A 21921-nucleotide genomic window follows, 5' to 3' on the forward strand; every position below is an offset into this window, starting at 1 on the left:
CTGCTCAAGGCGTACTTCCCTCCTCTTCTGTATCCGAACTGGCCAGCTCATTGGCCGGATGGCGCGCGAGTGCCTGATCGGTGAGTTGGCGAATCAGCGCCTGACGTTCATTTCTGAAATTGTCGTGAATCGCGTTCATCTGCACCGCTGCCTGATCGCGCGTCAGCTCCGCCTGCTCCTCCAGGCGCGCCAATGCCTGCGAGGTTCGAACATAGACAAGGGCGAAAGCGTCGGGATGCGCCGATTCGAGAAACTCGACCCAGAATCGCTGGCCGATACACCAGTCGGGAAACGCCGAAGAGCCTTGGATACGCATCACGGCCTGATAAGCCTGATCCAGTTCTACCTGCGATACCTCGACATTCAACGGGCTGCTCATCGCCCTTGGCTGCCCAGGCAAATTCAGGCGCTCCGCCAGCCCCACCCGATAGGCCAGACTGAATTCGAGCGCATGCTCGTAGACACTCGGTTGGGCGCGGGTGTTGATCTCTGCCAAGGTCTGCTCTTCCAGCGTTTGCAGGCGAAACAAGCCTCTGAGCAAATGCGTCAGTTGCCGCTCCAGCGGCGCGCCATCGATCCCGGCCGCGACCGTGGCTCGATAACACAGAACCTGGACTTCCATCTCACTGAACACCACAGAATAACCATCGACACTGGTGGCGACGCGCGCCGTGCGGAACAATTCGCTGCGCAACCGCGTGTCTTCAGCGGCCGCCTCGACCACATTCCACACACGCTGGCTGAAATACGGGTACAACCGGGTGTAATCGGCCGTGTGGATCAATTGTGAAAGTACATTGAAGAAATCCCGCGAGCCGGGCGCTGCCCTTACCGCCTCCCAGGTAACGCTGCGCGGTATCGCTTCGACGGCAGGCCTGCCGGTCAGCCAGCGCGCACTCTGACCTTCATACGACACGCTGGGTAGCGGCTGGTGTTGATAGACCCGGGCCATTACACCGAAACTGACGCTGTTCGCCTGCTGATACGTCGCAATCTGTCGCAAGGCGTCAGGCGACAAGGGGTTACCCATCAGGCGAACGGCGCGGGTGACCACCAACGGAGCCCTGAGTACCGCCTCCGGCACCGTGCTTATCTGGTTATCGCGCAGATCGATCAGTTGCGGTCGTTGCAAACCGGTGGTTCCCTCGGGCCAATGATCGATTGCGCAACCGCGCAAGCGCAGTCTTTCCAGATCCGGCAGTGAGCTGACATCCGGGGCATGCGCAAGATCAACATTGAAGTCCAGGCTCAGCACCCGCAGCTTTTTCAATTGCGCCAGTGACGGCACCGATGCAGAAGATAGACGAATACGGTTCTCGCTCAGATCCAGATGCGTCAGCCAGGGCATGCGTTCCAATGTCACCGGTAACTGGGTCAATTGGTTCCCCCTCAGGGAAAGGCTGCGCAAATTTCTGAAATGACGCAAAAATGCCGTCAGCCCCAGCGGCGTAGTGCCGTCCATGATCAGATGCGTGACGTGGCTGAAATCCCCGACCAGCACTGGCAACTCTCCCAACGGCTCCGGGGCGAAAATCAAGGTGTCGGGTGGCGCGTCGCCCGAGGCCCCCGGTTCTCTGCGCCAGCAGCGGATGATCGCGCGCATGGCCCGGGACTTCGCCGACTGTGGAACATCAAGCAATGAGCCATCGATCCCGTTGTACTGCGTTTGCCGCGTCACCCAACGACTCAGGACTTCGCGAATACCGAGAAACTCCAGGCGCAGCAATTCCAGTTTCATCAGCACCAGGATCTCATTGCGGCCCAAGACGTTGAGTAGCGCATGGATCTGTGCAGGGGAATGGGCCGGGTAGAGTTCCTGAATACGGCGCACCATCACTGAAACGCTCACACCTGAGTTCGCCCATGGCCCCGCCGGGGGCCGGTCAGCCAGGGCCATCGGCGAATAGTCGCCGGGACGTTCGCCCATGGTCCTGGCAAACGTTGTTCGCCGCTGCATGGCAAGCTCGGTGATTTTCTCCCGTAGCCCGTTCGCCCCGGCCTCGATCGACAGGCCCAACGCGACCTTGCGTTGCGCCGACAACCCATGCCAGAGGGCCTGGAAATAATGCTCGCGGGTGCGTCCGGAAAATGTTTTCAGCGCAGCATCAGTACCCTGCAGAACGCTGATGCGGTTCGCCAACACATTGATGATCACCCGCTCACTGGATGAGCTTGACGCCGTCGTTGCAACACTGCCGTGACTGCCCGACCACTCCTGTATCTCGATCGCTGAAGCCCCTGACCAGCCCGGCAAATGTTCAAGGGTATCGAGCACCAGGCGATTGGTACTGTGACCACCGCCACTCTCCAGGTACAGGCCTTCATAGGCTCGACACACAGCAATCGCCTGTTGATAGCGGCGCACCTCCTGCGCCAGCCGCAATGGTACGCGGGCAGCGTCCAGCTCCTGCGCTTCGCCATCCAGGGCACTGCCCGCCAACTCCTCGGCAACACTGGCAGGCAGATCGGCAAAGGTCTTCATCAGCAACGCCACCCGACCATTGCTCGGCGCTTCGTGGCGTCGATAAATTCGCTGGAACAACGGCTCCCGTCGCCCTTGTGCCTGTTCGCCGACGATTTGCACCAGTTTGCGCGTCTGAACCGCCGAATCCTGGCTCGTCAAGCCGAGCAAGTTCTTGCGCCGCTGGCTGCCGAGTGCAGCCAGCAGAGAACGGTACAGTTTCCCCCGATGCACATCCTGCTGAGTTATCTTCAGGATCGTGGTGGCGTGGGTTGCGCCATAACGATTGATTGGCGTGCCCGCTGCATCGACGACACTAATGGCGCAGTCTGCCGGCCAACTGGCCGATGTCGTCAGCAGGTGCAATTGCAGGTCAGCATCCGCCATGGGGGCCGACAACGGGATCTGCAGTTGCTCGATAAACTCCGTCACCGCTGCATCGGCGCGAAATCTCCACACCGTGTCGAGCAGCAAGGCCGGCGGATGACCGCGATCTACATGGATCTGACGCAACACGCTGTCTTCGATACCGCAGACAGCCAGAGCCTGCAGCGCACTGGCATCCGACAGCTCCTCGCGGGGATGGCCGAAGCGGCGCAGCAGCTTCAATCGATCCCAGTCCTGAACCAGCTCGCTGTCATGACGCCAGGCACCCCGATCGTTGGTTTCGAGCAGCGGTGCATAGCGGCTCGCCGATTCCGGCGGCGCCTGCACTTCCCACAGCCCGGTCTGAGGTTCGGGGCGCACTGCATAGTGCAGATCATCGAGCGTCAGGTACGCCTGGCCATCGACCCAACGCAAGCCGCGACCATCGCGACGCACTCCGGCAGGCAAGGCCCGACGCTGTTGATACACGTGCAGGTCAGGCTTCCAGAGGCGAGACAGCCCTGAAGCCAGTTTGACCATGCGCAAGCGCTCGATAAAAGCCGATGACCTGACGACTTTGAACGCTGTGCCCACCGCCCTGGTACTCGCAGCGAAAGCCGCCATCAGGATCAGGTTTTCGACGACATCGAAAAAGTAATCCGTTGCCTGTTCCTGCTCGCCTCTGGACCAACTGGCAATCCCTTCATAGACCTGCGAGAGCAACTGCACCGCGGTCACCGCCAACAGAGCCTCTCCGACTACAGGTATGAACGATACAGCGACCAACAGCAGGTCGACCCCGATTGCCTTATAGGTGTCCAGTCGGGCCAGCCGGGTTTTCTCGTCTTCATCGTCGGTTGGGACCACTACGAGCCGAGCGTCGGCCATGGTCTGTTCGACGTGCTGGCGATACATCAGGCTGAACGGGTCACCCGCAAAATCGATGCCGGACAACGTCACGTAGAACGCGGCACGAGGCAGGATTGAATGACTGTGCGGATACAAACGCCCATCGAGTTCGGTCACCCACGCTGCGCGCTCACTGATCTTGATGTAGCGCATGAAGAATTGGCGAAACGCTGCGCCTTTCAACCGCTGGCTCAACTGTTTCTCGAAATCGCTGAAGGATGAATACTCCTTGAGCGGGTGCAACGGATCACCTGGCAGGTAAACAACGCATCGATAGTCGTCATCGGCGTGCTCACTCACCGGGCCGATAAACAGCACACCGTTAAGTGTGACACCCAGCATCTGCAAGCCCTGATAACCCAGGGTGTTGTTGCCCAGTTTGAGCGTGTCCTGGTTATCCTTGACTGCCTGCAACATCTCATGCACTTCGACACTGATATGTTTCTTCAGCAATGCGACGTGCCTATCCACTTCGAACCGACACCGCAGGTTCGCAGTAAACTTGCCGCGTAACGGATGGATCTCAGCATCCACATTGAAGACCGCACGAAGATGAGTCTGATATTGCTTGCCCAAGTCGAGGGTTCGACACAACAGCGCAAACTCGTGGGGCTGGATCGATAATATATTCGCCTCTCGACCGGTTACTTTTTCGGGAATATAGATCAAGGAGGTATCGGTGTAATTTGTGGCCTGAGTCTCGCTGAGTTCGAAGTTTTCGCAGGCGGCCGTGAGCAGATCCCGATCAACTGGCAACACCAGTTTCCTGCGCAAGCCCAAAAGACTGGAGGTGGAGCGCACGTGCTGAAAAATCACCCCGACGATATCCAGCGAGTGGCCGATCTTTTGCGACATGGCGCTGGCCAGTAACGGTGCGCAAAATTCTTCTGGAGACTTGAGGTCCTTCAGAAACGGGTCCATTTCACTCTGGGCGCGATGGCTGGCCATCACGCTTTGATAAAGTGTTTGACGCAGTTCATCCGATGCCGACAGCAGCCAGCCGGGAGCATTGTTCTTGATTAACTCAAAGAACATGCCTTTTTGTTCGGGTGTTAATACAGGCGCGACAGCCTGTACAGGTAAGGAAGACATACTGAATATCTCGAAAACTGAAAGTAGCAACAGCTTATCGAGCAGGCTTTTTTATAAAAGCGCGAATTGCCGATGAAAAACTTCAAGTTCGAATCAACTATTCAAACTCAAACTATACATATATACCGCCACCATAAAAAAACCCCTTCCACCGTTACGGTGAAAGGGGTTTTTCTTTGGCCTTTTCTTACCAGAAGCGTTGCTGGGTCAAGCGGCTCCACCAGCTCAGCAGCACGCGATCCACTGAACCGCTGGCGGCCATGCCGATGCGCTCCTGCAGGCTCTTGCGCTCGGCGTAATGCAGGTGATAAACCTCGGCTTTCTTCGCCCGGTCGGCCAGGTATTCATCGCTGGTCTTGAGCTCGTCGACCAGTTGTTTGTCCAGCGCTGCAACACCAAGCCAGACCTCACCGGTAGCCACTTCATCAATCGCCAGTTGCGGGCGATAGCGCGAAACGAAGTTCTTGAACAGCTGGTGGGTGATGTCCAGGTCTTCCTGGAACTTCTCCCGGCCCTTTTCGGTGTTTTCGCCGAACACGGTCAGGGTGCGCTTGTACTCACCGGCGGTCAGCACTTCAAAATCGATGTCGTGCTTTTTCAGCAGACGGTTGACGTTGGGCAACTGCGCCACCACGCCGATCGAGCCGAGAATCGCGAACGGCGCGCTGATGATCTTCTCGCCAATGCACGCCATCATGTAACCGCCGCTGGCCGCGACCTTGTCGATACACACGGTCAACGGCACGCCGGCTTCGCGAATACGTGCCAGTTGCGAAGACGCTAGGCCGTAGCTGTGCACCATGCCGCCGCCGCTTTCCAGACGCAGTACCACTTCGTCCTTTGGCGTGGCGAGGGTCAGCAGTGCGGTGATTTCGTGACGCAGGCTCTCGGTGGCCGAGGCCTTGATGTCACCGTCGAAATCGAGCACGAACACCCGGGATTTGCTCTCGGGTTTGTTCTTCTGCTTCTTCTCGGATTTTTCCGATTTGGCCTGGCCCTTGCGCAAAGCCTTGAGCTGATCCTTGTCGAGCAGGGTCTGCTCCAGACGTTCACGCAAGCCTTTATAGAAATCGTTGAGCTTGCTGACCTGCAACTGCCCCGCCGACTTGCGCCGGCCCTTGCTGCGCAATGCAGCAAAACTGGCGAGCACCACCAGGATGGCGACCACCAGCGTTACGGTCTTGGCCAGGAAGCTGGCGTATTCGGTGAAAAACTCCACAGAGACTCCTTAAAACAATGCGCGGATGCAAAACACGCGCGGGATGGTTCCAGCATACCCATGCGCCGCCTCGTCGGCCAGCCGTGAAACCTCTGGCAACAGGCCTGTAACGAGCATTTCAAACAAGCGTATGTTTTTTCATTGACAGCACTCTTTCATCCTCATAACCTCGCCAAACCTTCAACGTACCGGGATGACGCGGACGTGGGCAGCATCTATCTGATTCGACATGGCCAGGCCTCCTTTGGTGCAGACGACTATGACGTCCTGTCGCCCATCGGTGTGCGCCAGGCAGAAGTCCTCGGCCAGCACCTCGCCGAGCTGGGAATCCGCTTTGATCGCTGCCTGGCCGGCGACCTGCGTCGTCAGCAGCACACGGCCACCAGTGCGCTGGAGCAATTCAGCGCCAAGGGCCTGTCGGTACCGACGCTGGAGACCGACTCCGCGTTCAACGAGTTCGATGCCGACGCGATCATCCGCGCCCTGATCCCGGCCATGCTCGAGGACGAGCCGGAAGCCATCGACATCCTGCGCAACGCGGCGCAGAACCGCGCCGAATTCCAGCGTATCTTCGCCCTGGTCATCGAGCGCTGGCTGGCAGGCACCTACGACACCCCCGGGCTGGAAAGCTGGCTGGGTTTCGTCGAGCGGGTACAGGCCGGACTGCACCGGATCCTCGAACAGGCCGACGGCAACCAGAAAATCGCCGTGTTCACCTCCGGCGGCACCATCACCGCCCTGCTCCACCTGATTACCCAGATGCCTGCCCGGCAGGCCTTTGAACTGAATTGGCAAATCGTCAACACCTCGCTCAACCAGCTGAAGTTCCGCGGTCGCGAGGTGGCTTTGGCCTCCTTCAACAGTCACGCACATCTGCAACTGCTGAAGGCTCCGGAACTCATCACTTTCCGCTGAGTCCGGATAATTGTGACCCTTGCTGTAATCAACCAGCGCCTATTACCCAAGAAAGGATCGAACCATGACCTCCGTAGCTGATGCCGTAAAAGCGATGCAAGCCAAGTTCAACCCAGCCGCTGCTGCCGGTCTGGATCTGGTTTTCGGTTTCAACATCACCGACGAAGACAAGCACTACGCGCTGATCGTCAAAGACGGTACTTGCGACATCCAGGAAGGTGAAAACCCGGACGCCAACTGCACCCTGGTACTGGACAGCGCAACTCTGAAAGACATCGTCAGCGGTGAAACCGACGGCATGCAAGCGTTCATGGGCGGCAAGCTGCGCGTTGAAGGCGACATGATGCTGTCGATGAAGCTGTCCGAGCTGTTCCCGTCGTAAGACGTCGTTCGTTTTGAAGAAAATCCCGCCCCTGTGGCGGGATTTTTGCGTCTGGCTCCCGGGTTTCGTCATAAACAGGTCATAGGTGGGAGGGGGCTTGCTCCCGAAGACGTCGGATCAGCCACAAGTTTTGCCGCCTGTCACACCGCTTTCGGGAGCAAGCCCCCTCCCACATGGGTCACGTGGCGCACCATAAACCGTGGCATGCACCTTCTACTACGTTGGAGCTGTCATCAACCAGCAAATGATGCCGCCAGCAGCTCCTGCGTATAGGGATGCTGCGCATCGCTGAATAGCGCACTGGTCTCGCCACGCTCCAACACTTCGCCATCCTTCATCACTATCAGGTCATGAGCCAATGCCCGCACCACCGCCAGGTCATGGCTGATGAACAGATAAGTCAGCCCATGCTCTTCCTGCAGCCGCCGCAATAAAGCAACGATCTGCTTCTGCACCGTGCGATCCAGCGCAGAAGTCGGCTCATCGAGCAGAATCAAATCAGGCTTGAGCACCAGCGCTCGAGCGATGGCAATCCGTTGTCGCTGGCCACCGGAGAACTCGTGCGGATAGCGATGTCGGGTCGCCGGATCGAGACCGACTTCGCGCAGCACATCGATCACCGCCTGCTCACGCTCGGCAGCATTCAAGTCGCTGTGTACCTGCAAGCCCTCGGCAATGATCTGCTCCACACACAAGCGCGGGCTGAGACTGCCGAACGGATCCTGAAACACCACTTGCAGGCGTTTGCGTAGCGGCCGCAGCTGCTTGCCGCTCAATTGCTCCAGCGCCTCACCGGCAAAGCGAATGCTGCCCTCGGCGTCGATCAGGCGCAAAATCGCCTGACCCAAGGTCGACTTGCCCGAGCCCGACTCGCCGACAATCCCCAGGGTTTTGCCGCGCTGCAGGTTCAGATCAATGCCCTTGACCGCCTGCAGCCAAGTCTTCGGTCGCAGCCAACCGCCCCCCAGGCGAAAACGCACATGCAGATCGCGCACCTGCAACAAGTTCTGCGCCACATCCCGGCACAGCGCTTCGCCCCCCGGCTCGGCATTGAGCAATTCGATGCTGTAGGGATGCTGCGGCGCACGGAACAGTTGCTCGCACGACGCCTGCTCGACGATCCGCCCACTGCGCATCACCGCCACCCGCTGCGCAATGGTGCGCACCAGATTCAGGTCATGGCTGATGATCAGCAACGCCATGCCGAGCCGCTGCTGCAAGTCTTTGAGCAGCAACAGAATCCTGCGCTGCACCGTCACATCCAGCGCCGTGGTCGGCTCGTCGGCGATCAGCAGTTGCGGCTCGCAGGCCAGCGCCATGGCGATCATCACCCGTTGGCGTTGACCTCCGGAGAGTTGATGCGGATAGGCCTTGAGCCGTTCGCGCGGCTTCTGAATGCCGACCAGCTCCAGCAACTCAAGAATGCGCTCACGGGCTTGCGCGCCCGCCAGGCCTTTGTGCAGCGCCAGACTCTCGCCGAGTTGCCGTTCGATGGTGTGCAGCGGATTCAGCGAACTCATCGGCTCCTGAAAAATCATCGCGATACGGTTGCCCCTTAACTGGCGCAGATAGCGCTCGTGCACGCCGAGCAGCTCCTCCCCGGCATAACGAATGCTGCCGTCGATCCGCGTGATGTTCGGGTCAAGCAACTGCAGGATGCTGTGAGCAGTCACCGATTTGCCCGAGCCGGACTCGCCGACCAGCGCCAGGCATTCGCCCGGACGAATATCGAGGTCGATGCCATGCACCACAGGCTGGCCGTTGAATGCCACACGCAGGTCGCGGATTTCGATCAGGTTATCGCTCATCTCAAGCCCTCGGATCATAAGCATCTCGGCAGGCCTCACCGATGAACACCAACAGAGAAAGAATCAGCGCCAGGGCAAAAAATGCCGTCAGCCCCAACCACGGCGCTTGCAGATTGCTCTTGCCTTGGCCGATCAGTTCGCCCAGTGAGGCGCTGCCGGCGGGCATGCCGAAACCGAGAAAATCCAGCGCCGACAAGGTCGCGATCGCCCCGGTGAGAATGAACGGCAGATAGGTCAGGGTCGCGCTCATGGCGTTGGGCAGGATGTGCCGGCAGATCACCTGCGCGTCGCTGACACCCAGCGCCCGCGCGGCTTTCACGTATTCCAGACCGCGGCTGCGCAGGAACTCGGCGCGCACCACATCGACCAGACTCAGCCAGGAAAACAGCGCCATGATCCCCAGCAACCACCAGAAATTCGGCTCGACGAACCCGGACAGAATAATCAGCAGATACAACACCGGCAGCCCCGACCACACCTCCAGCAATCGCTGCCCGAGCAGATCGACCCAACCGCCGTAATAGCCTTGCAAGGCCCCGGCCGCAATGCCGATCAGCGCACTGGCGGCGGTCAGTGCCAAGGCAAACAGCAGCGACACCCGCGTACCGAAGATCACCCGCGCCAGCACATCCCGCGCCTGATCGTCGGTGCCCAGCCAGTTCTCGCCGCTCGGTGGACTCGGTGCCGGTTCAGTCAGGTCGTAATTCACCGTATCGAAACCGAACGGGATCGGCGCAAACCACATCCGCCCGCCCTGCCCCTCGATCATTTGCCGCACCTGCGCGCTGCGATAGTCCGGCTGGAACGGCAACTCGCCGTCGAAATCCTGCTCGGTGTAGCGCTTGAACGCCGGGAAATACCACTGGCCCTGATACTCGACCAGCAGCGGCTTGTCATTGGCGATCAGCTCGCCGCCTAGGCTCAGGCCGAACAGCAGCAGAAACAGCCACAGTGACCACCAGCCACGTCGATGGGCCTTGAACCGCGTCCAACGGCGCTGTCCGATGGGAGATAGAGTCAACATCAGGCAGTCCTCGCGGTGAAGTCGATGCGCGGGTCGACCAGCGTGTAGCACAGGTCGCCAAGCAGTTTTATCAGCAGGCCGAACAGGGTGAAGATGAACAGCGAACCGAACACCACCGGGTAGTCGCGCGACACGGCCGCCTCGTAGCTGAGACGGCCGAGGCCGTCGAGCGAGAAGATCACTTCGATCAGCAACGAACCGCCGAAAAACACCGTCACCAGCGCCTGCGGTAATCCGGCGACCACCAGCAACATCGCGTTGCGGAACACGTGGCCGTATAGCACCTGACGCTGGCTGAGGCCCTTGGCCCGTGCCGTCACCACATACAGGCGCGAGATCTCGTTGAGAAAGCTGTTTTTGGTGAGGATGGTCAGCGTGGCGAATCCACCGATGACCAGCGCGGTGACCGGCAACACCAGATGCCAGAAGTAGTCCGCGACCTTGGCCCACGGCGACAGCTCGGCGAAGTTGTCGGAGACCAGTCCGCGTACCGGAAACCAGTCCAGCGCGCTGCCGCCGGCAAATACGATGATCAGCAGCAGAGCAAACAGAAACCCCGGCATCGCGTAGCCGACGATGATCGCCACGCTGCTCCAGACATCGAACGCCGAACCGTTGTGCACGGCCTTGCGGATGCCCAGCGGAATCGACACCAGGTAAGTGATCAACGTGGCCCACAAGCCCAGTGACAAGGTCACTGGCAGCTTCTGCCAGATCAGTTCGGTGACGCTGGCACCGCGGAAAAAGCTCTGGCCGAAATCCAGTTGCGCGTAGCTCTTGAGCATCAGCCACAGGCGCTCATCAGCCGGTTTGTCGAAGCCGTACTGGCGCTCGATGTCGGCCACCAGTTTCGGGTCGAGACCCCGGGTGGCGCGGGATTCGCCACCGATGGTTTCGACATGACCACCGCCCACCGCCGCGCCGACACCAATGCCCTGCAACCGGGCAATCGCCTGTTCCACCGGGCCACCCGGCGCGGCCTGCACGATGACGAAGTTGACCAGCAGAATGGCGAGCAACGTCGGCACGATCAGCAGCAGACGCCGCAGGCTATAACCCAACATGGGCGTACTCCTTTTGCTGTTGCTGCATCTGCGTGGCGGTCAGCGCGGTCGGGCTGATTTCCCACCAGGTATCGAGTCCGGCGTCATACAACGGCGCCGTCGCCGGACGACCAAAACGGTTCCACCACACCGTGGAAATTCCCGGTGGGTAGTAATTGGGAATCCAGTAATAGCCCCACTGCAACACCCGATCCAGGGCATGGGCATGGCGCAGCAGGCTTTCGCGGTTATCGGCCTGCACCAGCCCTTCGAGCAAGGCATCGACCGCAGGATCACGCAGCACCATGTAGTTGTTCGAGCCGGGATCGTCGGCGCCGTCGGAGCCGAAGTAATTGAACATCTCGCGCCCCGGCGCCTGACTCACCGGGTAGCCGACCACGATCATGTCGTAGTCGCGATTGCGCACGCGGTTGGTGTATTGCGCGGTGTCGACCTGGCGAATATCGAAGCCGATACCGATCTGCGCCAGGTTGCGCTTGAACGGCAGCAGCAGCCGTTCAAAGCCCTTCTGGCCGTTGAGAAAAGTGAACTGCAGCGGCTCGCCGTTGGCATTCACCAACTGATCGCCACGGGGTTTCCAGCCGGCGGCTTCCAGCAGTTTCAGGGCTTGCAACTGCTCGGCGCGAATGTTGCCGCTGCCGTCGGTTTTCGGCGCTTCGAAGACTTGGGTGAACACCTCGTCGGGGATCTTGCCGCGCCACGGTTCGAGGATTTGCAGTTCCTCGGCGTCCGGCAACTCGGTGGCCGCCAATGCGCTGTGCGAGAAGTAACTGCGCTGGCGCAGGTACATGCTGCGCATCATCTGCCGATTGCTCCACTCGAAATCCCAGAGCATGGCGATCGCCTGCCGCACCCGGCGATCCTGAAACACGGGTTTTTGCAGGTTGAACACGAAACCCTGCGAACCCTGCGCGGCACCCGGCGCCAGATGTTCGCGGAGCAATTTGCCCTGCTCCAGCGCCGCGCCGGCATAGCCGATGGTGTAACTGGTCGCGGAAAACTCGCGGTTGTAATCGAAGCCGCCAGCCTTGAGGACTTGCCGGGAAACATCGGTGTCGGCGAAGAACTCCACGCTCAAGTGATCGAAGTTATAGAGACCACGAGTGATCGGCAGGTCCTTGGCCCACCAGTCGGCGACACGCTGAAATTTCACGCTGCGCCCGGCATCCACCGCGCTGATCCGGTACGGGCCGCTGCCCGGCGGGATCTCGAAACCGGCGCCCTCGGCGAAGTTGCGCGTGCGCCACCAATGTTCGGGCAACACCGGCAGTGTCGCCAGATCCAGTGGCAAGGTGCGGCTGTCGTTGTTCTTGAAGTTGAAGCGCACTTGTGTCGGCGATTCCACCACGACGTCGGCGACATCACGAAACTGCTGGCGATATTTGAGGCTGCCCTGTGTGGTGAGCAGCTCGAAGGTATAGCGCACATCCTCGGCGGTGATCGGCGTGCCGTCGTCAAAGCGGGCCTTGGGATTGAGGTAGAAGCGCAGCCAGCGACGATCCGCATCCAGTTCCATCTGCTGCGCCACCAGACCGTAGACGCTATAGGGTTCGTCCTTGCTGCGATAGGCCAGCGGCGCGTAGAGCCAGCCGTCGATGTCGGCGACGCCGGTGCCTTTGTCGATGTACGGAATCAGGTGATCGAACGGGCCGCTTTCCAGTGAGGAGCGGCGCAACGTTCCGCCCTTGGGCGCGTTGGGGTTGGCGTAGGCCAGGTGTTGAAAGTCCGGGGCGTATTTGGGGGCTTCGCCGTAGACCGTGAGGGCGGGTTGTGGGGCGGCCCAACTGAAGGGGCTTGAGAGCGCAAAAGCGCTGAGCAGAATGAGCCTGGATAGCATTGGCAGATCCTTTCACAAGGTGTTGCTACTGGCCTCTTCGCGAGCAAGCCCGCTCCCACACGTTTTGCGGTGTTCACAAATCCCTGTGGGAGCTGGCTTGCCAGCGATGAGGCCCGAACAATCACCAAACCTTCTGCCTACCTGTGATGTGCAACAGGCCGGCGATTTTTATAGGGCAGGCTTAGATCAATAAGTGACTAAAACCCGCCGCCTCTGGGCATTCTCAGAACTTGTAATTGACCCGCGTGTACAACGTCCGCCCGAACGGGTCGCCGTATTTCGGGTCGTAGCCGCTCTGGAAGGTGTAGGTCTGGTTGCTGAACGGTGGCTCGCGGTCGAACAGGTTCTTCGCGCCGAGGGTCACGCTGAGGGTTTTGCGCCAGGTGTAGGTGCCGGCCAGATCCCAGACGTTGTACGAGCCGACGTAATCGTGGGTCTCGCGGTCGGAGTCGTGGTAACCGCTGGTGTAGCGGTTGGTCAGCGCCACACCGTAGGGACCGTAGTTCCAGCTGCCGGTCAGGCTGTGGCGCCAACGGGCCACGGCGCCGGCCGAGGAAAAGTCGCCGCCACGGAAATCGCCGAGCTTGTCGATGTAGTCGCCCTTGAGCTGCTGTTGGTACTCGTAACGGCTGACATAGGTGCCTTGCAGGCCGATGCCGAAATTGCCGTACGGGGTGCTCGGCAAACGGTAGTCGAAGCTGACGTCGACGCCATTGGTCTTGATCTTGCCGAGGTTGGCCAGCCCGGTGACGATGTGATCAATGGAGCCGTCCGGCTTGCGCACCAGGCGCTCGGGGTACAGCTCCGGGTTCTCGAACACCGCCGATTCCGGGAATTCGGCGATCTGGTTGGCGATGTTGATCCACCAGAAATCCAGCCCGGTGCTCAGGCGCTCGAATGGCTGATAGACGAAACCGAGGGTGACGTTGCGCGCGGTTTCCGGACTGAGGTCCGTATTGCCACCGGTGCGGCTGTAAAACTGCTGGGCGCAGTCGCGGTTGGCGATGCCGCCGTTACTCGGGTTGCCACCGGCACACAGTCGCGGGTCGTTGTAGTTGGCGACGGTGAACGTCGTGAAGTTCGGGTTGTACAGCTCATACAACGACGGCGCGCGAAAACCTTCACTGTAGGCGCCGCGCACCACCAGTTGCTTGAACGGCTGGAAGCGGAACGAGTACTTCGGGTTGGTGGTGCTGCCGAAGTCGCTGTACTTGTCGTGGCGCACGGCGGCGGACAATTCCAGGCTGTCGAGCACTGGCACGTTGACCTCGGCGTACTGCGCCGAGACGCTGCGATCCCCGGCGACGCTGGCATTGGGGTCGACACCCAGGCTCTGCACATCGGCGGCGAACTGGGCGAAGTCCTGATGGAAATCTTCCTTGCGGTATTCGCCACCCAGCGCCAGTGCCGAAGGGCCGGCGCCGAACCAGTCACCGATCTCGCGACTGACACGTCCATCAATCGCCTTCACCCGCCCCACTGCCGTCGAGTAATCGCCGTCCACCGCATTGGCCGCCAGCAGCGCCTGCCCGGCAGCGGTCTGCGCGCCAAACGGATTGATGATGCCGTTGGCAATACCGGCGCTGACGGCGCGGTCATTGACGTAGCCGGCCTCGATGGCATTGACCACTTTGTTCTGGTTGTACGATGCACCGACGTTGTAGTCCCAACCCACCACGCTGCCGTCGAAACTCAACAGCAAACGCTGGCCGGTGTTGTCGTCTTCGTGCTGGCGCGCGCCTACGGCGGTTTCGCGCCAGTTCACATCCACCGGTTGCGTCGGGTCGAGGGCGAAACCGTTGGGGCCGGGAGTAATGCCGTTACCGGGATAGAACGTCGTGCCGGGATTGACCTGATTGCCCATCAGCGTACCGGGGCCGATCTGCGTGCGGTTTTCGTTACGTGCCCAGAAGTATTCGAGGCTGACGTTGTGATCATCCGCGAGCTTGCCGGTGGCTTTGGCGAAAGCCGAGGTCTTCTCGGTTTCCGGCACCAGATCGAGGTAGTTCCACAGGCTCTGGCGGCAGATGCCATTGCGCGCCAGCAACCCCGGTGCATTGCAAGCGGAACTGGCCAGTGGATTGGTGGCGTTGCTGCCCTGACTCCAGTTGGCCGGTGATGCGGTACCCGAGGTGTAATCGAGGCCACGTCCCGGCTGATAGTTGTAGGTGTAGCCACGATCCTCGGCAGCCAGGCGTTGCTGCTTGTCATGACTGACCACGCCAAACACGTTGAAACGGTCATCCTGCAAATCACCGAAGCCCCAACTGCCGCTGAAGTTACGACTTTCACCACCGCCGGCATGGGTCGGCGTGTCGTAGTTGGTGCTCAGTTGGCCTTCGGTGAGGCTGGTCTTGGTGATGAAGTTGATCACCCCGCCGATCGCATCGGTGCCGTATAACGCCGAAGCGCCGTCACGCAGGACTTCGACGCGATCAATGGCGGCGAACGGAATGGTGTTCAGGTCAACCCCGGAGCCATTGATCGCATTGGTCGCGTTGTTACTCAGCCGCCGGCCATTGAGCAGTACCAGCGTCTTGTTCGGGCCGATGCCGCGCAAATCGGCATACGACGCCCCGCCGCTGCTCGAACCCACCGAACGACCGGAGCCGACCGAGGACTGGTTGGCGGAAATCCGGCTGACCAGTTCTTCGGTGGTGCTCACCCCCTGCTCGCGCAGTTCTTCAACTCGCAGAATGGTGACCGGCACCGCGGTTTCCGCATCGACCCGGCGAATCGCCGTGCCGGTGACTTCCACCCGTTGCAACTGGGTCGTGGGTTCGTCGCTAGCGACTGCCGGCAAGGTATTGATCGCCAGCAGCAAGGCCAGGCTCAAACGGGATCTAACGGGTGAAAAATGGATCATGAACAGCCATCCCTGCGTTTTGGTTTATGCAGGGATGTGCAATGGACAGCAGGGTTTTATAGAGCCCGATTTAGACCGTTGGGTGATGAGGTTATGCAAAAAAATGGCAGGTGTGGATCAAGCCAGCTCCATCTCCCTCAGCAACCGTGTATCCAGCCCGAATCGCTCCTGGGAAACCATCCTGAACTGCCCCTCCGCCAACTCGCAGCTCACCAGCAGATTCCACGAGTGCCGGGTTGCCGCCGAAGGGATCAGTACAAACGGATGCTCTGCCAACAACGCATCGGCGAACAATTGTTGATTGGGGGAAGGCTTGGCGGGGCTCAACCAATAAGGATTCGGCACATCCTCCGGCTGGACGATTTTCACTTTTGCTTCGCTGACGACCTCAAAACACGTGAGCACATAAGGTTCACTGTCCAGCGCATCAAAGCTGTGATTGGCTGCCACCTCCAGAATGGCCGACGACGGATCGACTGATGCATAAACGACTCGCCGCCCGGGTATGTTCCATCGGCCACCATTGAGATTCGAACCCATCCCGCTGTCCCACGTCCCGCCATAAACCTCGGGGTCCAGCCGCCAGGCATACCAGTGCTCGTCCCAGGGCAAGGGATTCATGTGTAAACCCCGTATATCAGTTGCCCCAGATACTGCTCCACCATCTGAAACCCCAGTGAATGCCGAATAAACTCCACCGGTACGCGACCGTTCAGGTAGGTGCTGGGCTTGCGCAGCCACTCCTCGGCCCGTGACTGCCTCCCGAAGGCGCGAGTGGCCTTTTCCAGCACCAAGGCATATTGGTAGGCGACGACGCTCTGCTGCGGGTCAAGCCGTACCGTTTTACCTTCCTTCAGTAGTCGGCGTACGGTGCTGACCGACTTGCCGGTGATGCGTTTGACCATGTCGCCTTGCAGATAAAGCTCAGAGGTTGAAAGCATGTTGACGACATCGTTCAGCTCAAAACCTTCGTCGGTCAGGTCAACGATCAGAAAGGCATCGTCACCTATGTTCCGGCCATTCACGAGCAAGTCGACAGGTCTGCCCTCGGCCCTCTTCACCCCCGTCAGCCGGGGTACCTTGACGCTGGGCATCGTGACCTCCTCCATGGGGCATCTGGCACGATCGGTGCGCCAGTGAAGGCGATGGGAATAAGCAGGCGTTTCGTATTCGAGGTGGGGAGTTCGCATAATCCATCCGTTATCAGAGGCCTGAGCGTCCAAGCCGTTTACGACTTCAATGTCATGTCCGATGCTATAGATCGCGCTTCCGACGACCAACCTGAGAATGTCGTCGGAAATATCCCCGTTTCTGCGAAATCCAGACCTGTTTCCGTAGGACATTACCCACGAATACCGCGCGCTCAACTGCCGAAGTGATAACTCACATCCAGCCACCACTGCCGCCCGTACGGGTCATAGTTACCGGTCGGGTAATACGGCCAGCCAGCCGAGTCATCGTGTTTGATCTGGTTGAGCACGTTGTTCACGGTCAGGCCGACGCTGGCGCGGTCGTTGAGCTTGTAGCGCGCGCTGGCGTTGAACACCGTCCATGGCGACAGACGCCCGTCACCCGCGCCGTTGGTCACGGAACCGTAGCGAATGCCCATCAGCGTCGCCGTGGCCTTCTGGTAATCCCAGGTCAGGCTGGCGTTGACCTTGCTGCGCCAGTCGTAGTTGGTGCGTGAGGTGCGCCAGTCCTGAGTCGGAGCTTCGTCGGATTCCTTGTAGAAATGCGAAAGCACCAGGGTATAGCCCAGCGCCGAACTGAACGCGCCGTACTGCCCGGCGCCCCAGCGGATGTTGCTCTTGAAGTCCAGACCGCTGACCCGCTCGCTGGCGGCGTTGATCGCGTTGACCCGCACTCGTTGCAACTGATTCGGATCGATGGCGGCATTCCCCGGATTGCGGTCGATGCGCGCCAGGGTCGACTGGCAGTTGGCCGAGTTGATGTCCTGGGTGCCGTTGCGGCATTCGTTCTCTTGCTGCAACAGGCGATTTTCGTCGACGGTGGTCAGCAGGTCGTCGATCTCGACCCGCCAGAAATCGGTGGAGAAATCGAAATTGCGCGACGGCGACCAGACAAACCCATAGGTCCAGGATTTGCCGCGCTCGGACTCAAGATCCGGGGTGCCGCTCTGGGTGTAGTCGACCCGCCCGCGATCACACGCGCCCTGCACGCCCTGGCTGCAACCGTAGTAGTCGATCTGCGCCGGGTAGTAACCGTTGCTGTCGGACTGGTAGATGTAATTCAGATCCGGCGCGCGGAAACTGGTGCCGTAACTGCCGCGCAGCAAAAGACTGGTGATCGGGCGCCATTCGAGGCCGAGGTTATAGGTTTTCTGCTGCTCGCTGCGGCCGCTGAATTTGTATTGGTCCCAACGCCCGGCGGCGGTGGCCAGCACGGTATCGGTGACCGGAATGCTGAACTCGCCACCCGCCGCGTAGCGCTTGCGCGAACCACCGGAGCTTTGCGCCGGGCTCACGCCATAAAAAGTGCCGTCATTCAGACCGTCGTCCGGGTCGACGCGATATTCCTGCTTGCCCGCTTCCAGCACGCCGGCGAATCCGACCGGGCCGGCCGGCAGGTCAAACAAGTCGCCATTGATCGAGGCGTTGTAGCTGGTGGAAACCGACTTGCTGCGCTGGGTCAGGTTGCTGCGAAACTGCTCCCACTCTTGTGGCGTCAGCGGGCGATCGAGGCGCGAGGCGTCCGGGGCGAACACCGGATAACCGCCACTCACGCCCAATTGCGGGCCGAGGTAGAAATCCTGAATCGATGACAGCGGCGTGTAGCGCGTGGTTCGGACGCTGCGATATTCCGAACGGTTGGCCGCCAGATCGTAGCTCCAGCCGGTGTCGGCGATCTTGTCCGAGAGGCCGAGGGTGCCGGTCCATGAAGTGTCGGTCCACTTGCTGTTGTTGCTGGTGCGACCACCGATTTCCTCTTCACCGTAACGGCGATACCAGCGCTCGAGATTGCCGCTGTTCTGGTTGATGAAGTCCGGCGAAGTAAAAGTCGGGCCACGGGTGTTGTTCTGGATGTGATCGAGGCCATACATCAAGTCGGCAAACACCTGACCGCTGTCGCTGAAGTGCCAGGTGCCGCGGGTGTAGCCGTCGTAGTTTTCCTTTTGCGTCTGGATCGTCCAGTAATCGTTGTACATCTGATCGGTGCGGCAACGACCCGCGTTGTTCAGCAGCTTGTTATCGAAAGTGCCTTGATAGGCGCCGCAACCGGGGCCGAGGTAGCGGTTGTTGCTCAGGTCGCGACGGTAACCGACATCCGCCAGCGGGCCGCTCTGCATGAAACCGCGATCGTCGGCCCAGATCGGATCGCGGTTGGTCAGCTCCAGGCCGAACAAGCCGTCGAAGTCGCCCCAGCTGCCACCGCCGCTGATTTGCAGACGCTGATTGTCGCCACCGCCGCGCTCGCTGGTGCCGCCCTTGAGATTGACGTCGATGCCATTGATCTGCTTCTTGAGGATGATGTTGACCACCCCGGCAATCGCGTCCGAACCGTAGATCGCCGAGGCGCCGCTGCTGAGAATTTCGATACGTTCGATGACTGCCGAGGGAATGTTCGCCAGGTTGGTGAAGTTGACCTTGCCATCGTATGGCGTCGGGTAATCGGCGACGCGCCGGCCGTTGATCAGCACCAGCGTGTGATTGGGGCCGAGGCCACGCAGGTTGATTGCGCTGGCTGCTGGCTGCCAGGTGTTGCCGTAGTCCTCGCCCTGGGTCATGCCGGTGTTTTGCGTCTGCGTTGCCAAGGCGTCGTAGACGTTCTTGTAGCCGCGCGCTTCCATTTCTTCATGGGTGATGACGTTGACCGGGGTCGCGCCATCACTCTGCGCACGGGCGATTCGCGAGCCGGTGACGGTGACTTTTTCCATGCGGTAATCGGCGCTGGTCGCCGGGGCCACAGCGCTGATTTTGGCCGCCACCGGCGTACTCGCCTCGCCTTCGCGCACGCTCAGGCCCTGGGCACTTTGCTCGACTTGCAGGCCGCTGCCGAGCAAGGCCTTCTCGACGGCCTGACGCCCGCCCAACGCACCGCGCACGGCACTGCTGCGCTTGCCTTGCACCAGATTCTGACTGAAGGAAATCGGCACGCCGGTCTGGCGTGAGATATCCAGCAAGACCTCATCCAGCGGGCCGCTGGCGATGTCGAAGGTGTAGACCTGGGCCGCAGAATCCTGCGCATACACCGCGATCGGCCCCAGCCCCATCGCCAATGCGGCGGCGAGGGTCAGGCACGGTAGTTGTTGTTTGAATGAAATCATCAAGGGCTTCCCTGTTGAAGGCGTCTGCAGGGAATGAGCAGCGGGCCGGCGCTTTTTATAGGGCGGCGATTAGGCCAAGAAGTTATGACGCTATAACCGCGCGCCGATGCTGACCCAATAGGGGTTGTGCCAGGTGACGCGGATCGGCAGCGAGCGCTCCAGCAGTTGCAGGGTGCGGTCACTGTCATCGAGCGGATAGAGGCCGCTCAGGCGCAGATCGGCCACTTCGGGACTCAGGTGCAAAATGCCCCGGCGGTAGCGGCGCAGGCTGTCGATCACTTCACTCAGCGGCCGGTCGCGCACTTCCAGGCGACCATGCACCCAGGCGCTTTCCTGGCCGTTGCTCCGTTCGAGGGCGAGAATTTCCTGGGCGTTGAACAGCAGACTTTCCCCCGCCTCCACCACTTGCCGCGCACCGCCGGCGGTGACCACTTCGACCTGCGAATGCAGCATCACCAGCCGCGTAGAATCGTCGCCCTGTTGCACCAGAAATTTCGTCCCTAGCGCCCGCATCCGCCCGTGTTCGGTCGCGACCACAAACGGCCGCGCAGGATCCCTGGCCACATCCACCAACAACTCACCCGAGCGCAACGCCAGCAAGCGTTGAGTCGCATCGAATCGCGCCACCACCCGCGTCCGCGCATTCAGGCTCAGCGCACTGCCATCCTCCAGGGTGAAATCGCGCCGCTCGCCGGTGCCGGTCGCCAACTCCCCCACTTCCGGCAGCCAGCCATAGCGGCGCCCGAGCAACCCGGCCAGCACCGCGACACCGAGCACGCTCAAGCTGCCACTGACAAAGCGCCGCCGGCTCGACGGCGCATTCAGGCTGTGCAGCAGACTGTTGCGCGGCAGCCCGCGCAAGGTCGGGTTGCGCAGCAGGTTCAGGCCACCGCCCATTTGTTCGATGATCCGCTGATGGCGTGGGTCAGCCGCGCGCCACGCTTCGAATGCCGCGCGTTCGCCAGTACTGGCTTCGCCGGACTGCAACAGCGCCATCCACTGCGCCGCCTCATCGATCACCGCTTCGTCCGGCCTCATGCCTGCATCGCCTGATAGCAGCGCTTGAAGGCCTCGACCATGTATTGCTGCACCCGACTGGTGGAAACCCCGAGCCGTTTGCCGATTTCGCTGTAGGTCAAACCGTCGAGCTGATGGTAGAGAAACGCGGCTTTGGCCTTGGCCGACAAGCCATTGAGCAAGCGATCGACCGCCAGTAACGCCTCGATCACCAGTGCGCGTTCTTCCGGTGATGGATGCACCGGTTCCGGCGCCAGCGCCAGGCTTTCCAGATAGGCGCGTTCCAGGTCCTGGCGGCGCCAGCCTTCATAGACCAGCCGCCGGGCGATGGTGGTCAGCAGCGCCCGCGGCTCGCGAATGGCGCTCGGGTCCGGCAGGGCCAGCACCCGTAAAAAAGTTTCCGAGGCGATGTCCTGTGCGCTGTGCGGGCAACCCAGCGTGCGGCCAACGGCAGCGCACAGCCAGCGATAGTCCTTTTGGAACATGTGCCCAATCATCCGGTAATGCGGGTTTTGAACATCCCCCATGCCTTGCTCCCTGAAACGGGTCCCACCCGCTGCGAAAAACCATCGTTCTGCCGGGATCGTCCGGCTCTTGATCAGGCACGACTGTGCAATAGCGTTGAGGACATTTGAAGTAATTAAAAATCAGGACAAGCAAACCTTTGAGAATAAGG

Annotated in this window: 14 protein-coding genes; 2 read left to right on the top strand and 12 right to left on the bottom strand. The window is 60.4% G+C overall.

What is annotated here, in order from left to right:
* Nucleotides 1-4: 4 nt before the first annotated feature.
* The gene (locus tag AC3WMV_RS15125) at nucleotides 5-4771 is read right to left on the bottom strand and encodes an NEL-type E3 ubiquitin ligase domain-containing protein (RefSeq protein WP_256584851.1); all 4767 of its coding nucleotides are present in this window, start codon (nucleotides 4769-4771) and stop codon (nucleotides 5-7) included.
* Between the two features lie 244 nt (nucleotides 4772-5015).
* On the bottom strand, nucleotides 5016-6047 hold the full coding sequence (gene sohB, locus AC3WMV_RS15130; RefSeq protein WP_027613703.1) for a protease SohB: 1032 nt from the start codon (nucleotides 6045-6047) through the stop codon (nucleotides 5016-5018).
* 204 nt (nucleotides 6048-6251) lie between these two features.
* On the opposite strand from sohB, the gene AC3WMV_RS15135 reads away from it, so the two are divergent.
* Both AC3WMV_RS15135 and AC3WMV_RS15140 read left to right on the top strand, forming a co-directional pair.
* The gene (locus tag AC3WMV_RS15135; protein ID WP_103366936.1) at nucleotides 6252-6962 is read left to right on the top strand and encodes a histidine phosphatase family protein; all 711 of its coding nucleotides are present in this window, start codon (nucleotides 6252-6254) and stop codon (nucleotides 6960-6962) included.
* A 64-nt stretch (nucleotides 6963-7026) separates the two neighbouring features.
* On the top strand, nucleotides 7027-7344 hold the full coding sequence (locus AC3WMV_RS15140) for an SCP2 sterol-binding domain-containing protein (protein ID WP_027613701.1): 318 nt from the start codon (nucleotides 7027-7029) through the stop codon (nucleotides 7342-7344).
* A 233-nt stretch (nucleotides 7345-7577) separates the two neighbouring features.
* On the opposite strand, the gene AC3WMV_RS15145 is transcribed toward AC3WMV_RS15140, so the two are convergent.
* The 10 genes from AC3WMV_RS15145 to AC3WMV_RS15190 form a co-directional block, all read right to left on the bottom strand.
* Nucleotides 7578-9152 carry an ABC transporter ATP-binding protein gene (locus AC3WMV_RS15145; RefSeq protein ID WP_103366935.1) on the bottom strand — a complete coding sequence of 525 codons (1575 nt, stop codon included), beginning with the start codon at nucleotides 9150-9152 and terminating at the stop codon, nucleotides 7578-7580.
* 1 nt (nucleotide 9153) lies between these two features.
* Nucleotides 9154-10176 carry an ABC transporter permease gene (locus tag AC3WMV_RS15150; protein WP_103366934.1) on the bottom strand — a complete coding sequence of 341 codons (1023 nt, stop codon included), beginning with the start codon at nucleotides 10174-10176 and terminating at the stop codon, nucleotides 9154-9156.
* Nucleotides 10176-11240, bottom strand: coding sequence for a microcin C ABC transporter permease YejB (locus AC3WMV_RS15155; RefSeq protein WP_103366933.1), 1065 nt, complete (start codon nucleotides 11238-11240; stop codon nucleotides 10176-10178). The genes AC3WMV_RS15150 and AC3WMV_RS15155 overlap by 1 nt, the downstream gene beginning before the upstream one ends.
* Nucleotides 11227-13077, bottom strand: a complete 1851-nt coding sequence (locus AC3WMV_RS15160; protein ID WP_103366932.1) for an extracellular solute-binding protein — start codon at nucleotides 13075-13077, stop codon at nucleotides 11227-11229. The genes AC3WMV_RS15155 and AC3WMV_RS15160 overlap by 14 nt, the downstream gene beginning before the upstream one ends.
* 223 nt (nucleotides 13078-13300) lie before the next feature.
* Complete coding sequence (locus AC3WMV_RS15165) at nucleotides 13301-15943, bottom strand: TonB-dependent receptor (RefSeq protein WP_103366931.1); 2643 nt, start codon at nucleotides 15941-15943, stop codon at nucleotides 13301-13303.
* Between the two features lie 117 nt (nucleotides 15944-16060).
* On the bottom strand, nucleotides 16061-16564 hold the full coding sequence (locus AC3WMV_RS15170; protein WP_027613695.1) for an RES family NAD+ phosphorylase: 504 nt from the start codon (nucleotides 16562-16564) through the stop codon (nucleotides 16061-16063).
* Complete coding sequence (locus tag AC3WMV_RS15175) at nucleotides 16561-17037, bottom strand: MbcA/ParS/Xre antitoxin family protein (protein ID WP_027613694.1); 477 nt, start codon at nucleotides 17035-17037, stop codon at nucleotides 16561-16563. Before AC3WMV_RS15175 ends, AC3WMV_RS15170 begins: the two co-directional genes overlap by 4 nt.
* A 269-nt stretch (nucleotides 17038-17306) precedes the next feature.
* Nucleotides 17307-20228: a TonB-dependent receptor gene (locus tag AC3WMV_RS15180; protein WP_103366930.1), complete on the bottom strand. Its 2922-nt coding sequence runs from the start codon at nucleotides 20226-20228 to the stop codon at nucleotides 17307-17309.
* A gap of 90 nt (nucleotides 20229-20318) precedes the next feature.
* On the bottom strand, nucleotides 20319-21266 hold the full coding sequence (locus AC3WMV_RS15185) for a FecR domain-containing protein (protein ID WP_103366929.1): 948 nt from the start codon (nucleotides 21264-21266) through the stop codon (nucleotides 20319-20321).
* Nucleotides 21263-21772 (bottom strand): sigma-70 family RNA polymerase sigma factor, encoded by a 510-nt coding sequence (locus AC3WMV_RS15190; protein WP_103366928.1) that lies wholly within the window; start codon nucleotides 21770-21772, stop codon nucleotides 21263-21265. The genes AC3WMV_RS15185 and AC3WMV_RS15190 overlap by 4 nt, the downstream gene beginning before the upstream one ends.
* Nucleotides 21773-21921: the final 149 nt, after the last annotated feature.

The organism is Pseudomonas sp. FW305-3-2-15-E-TSA4 (assembly GCF_058787295.1).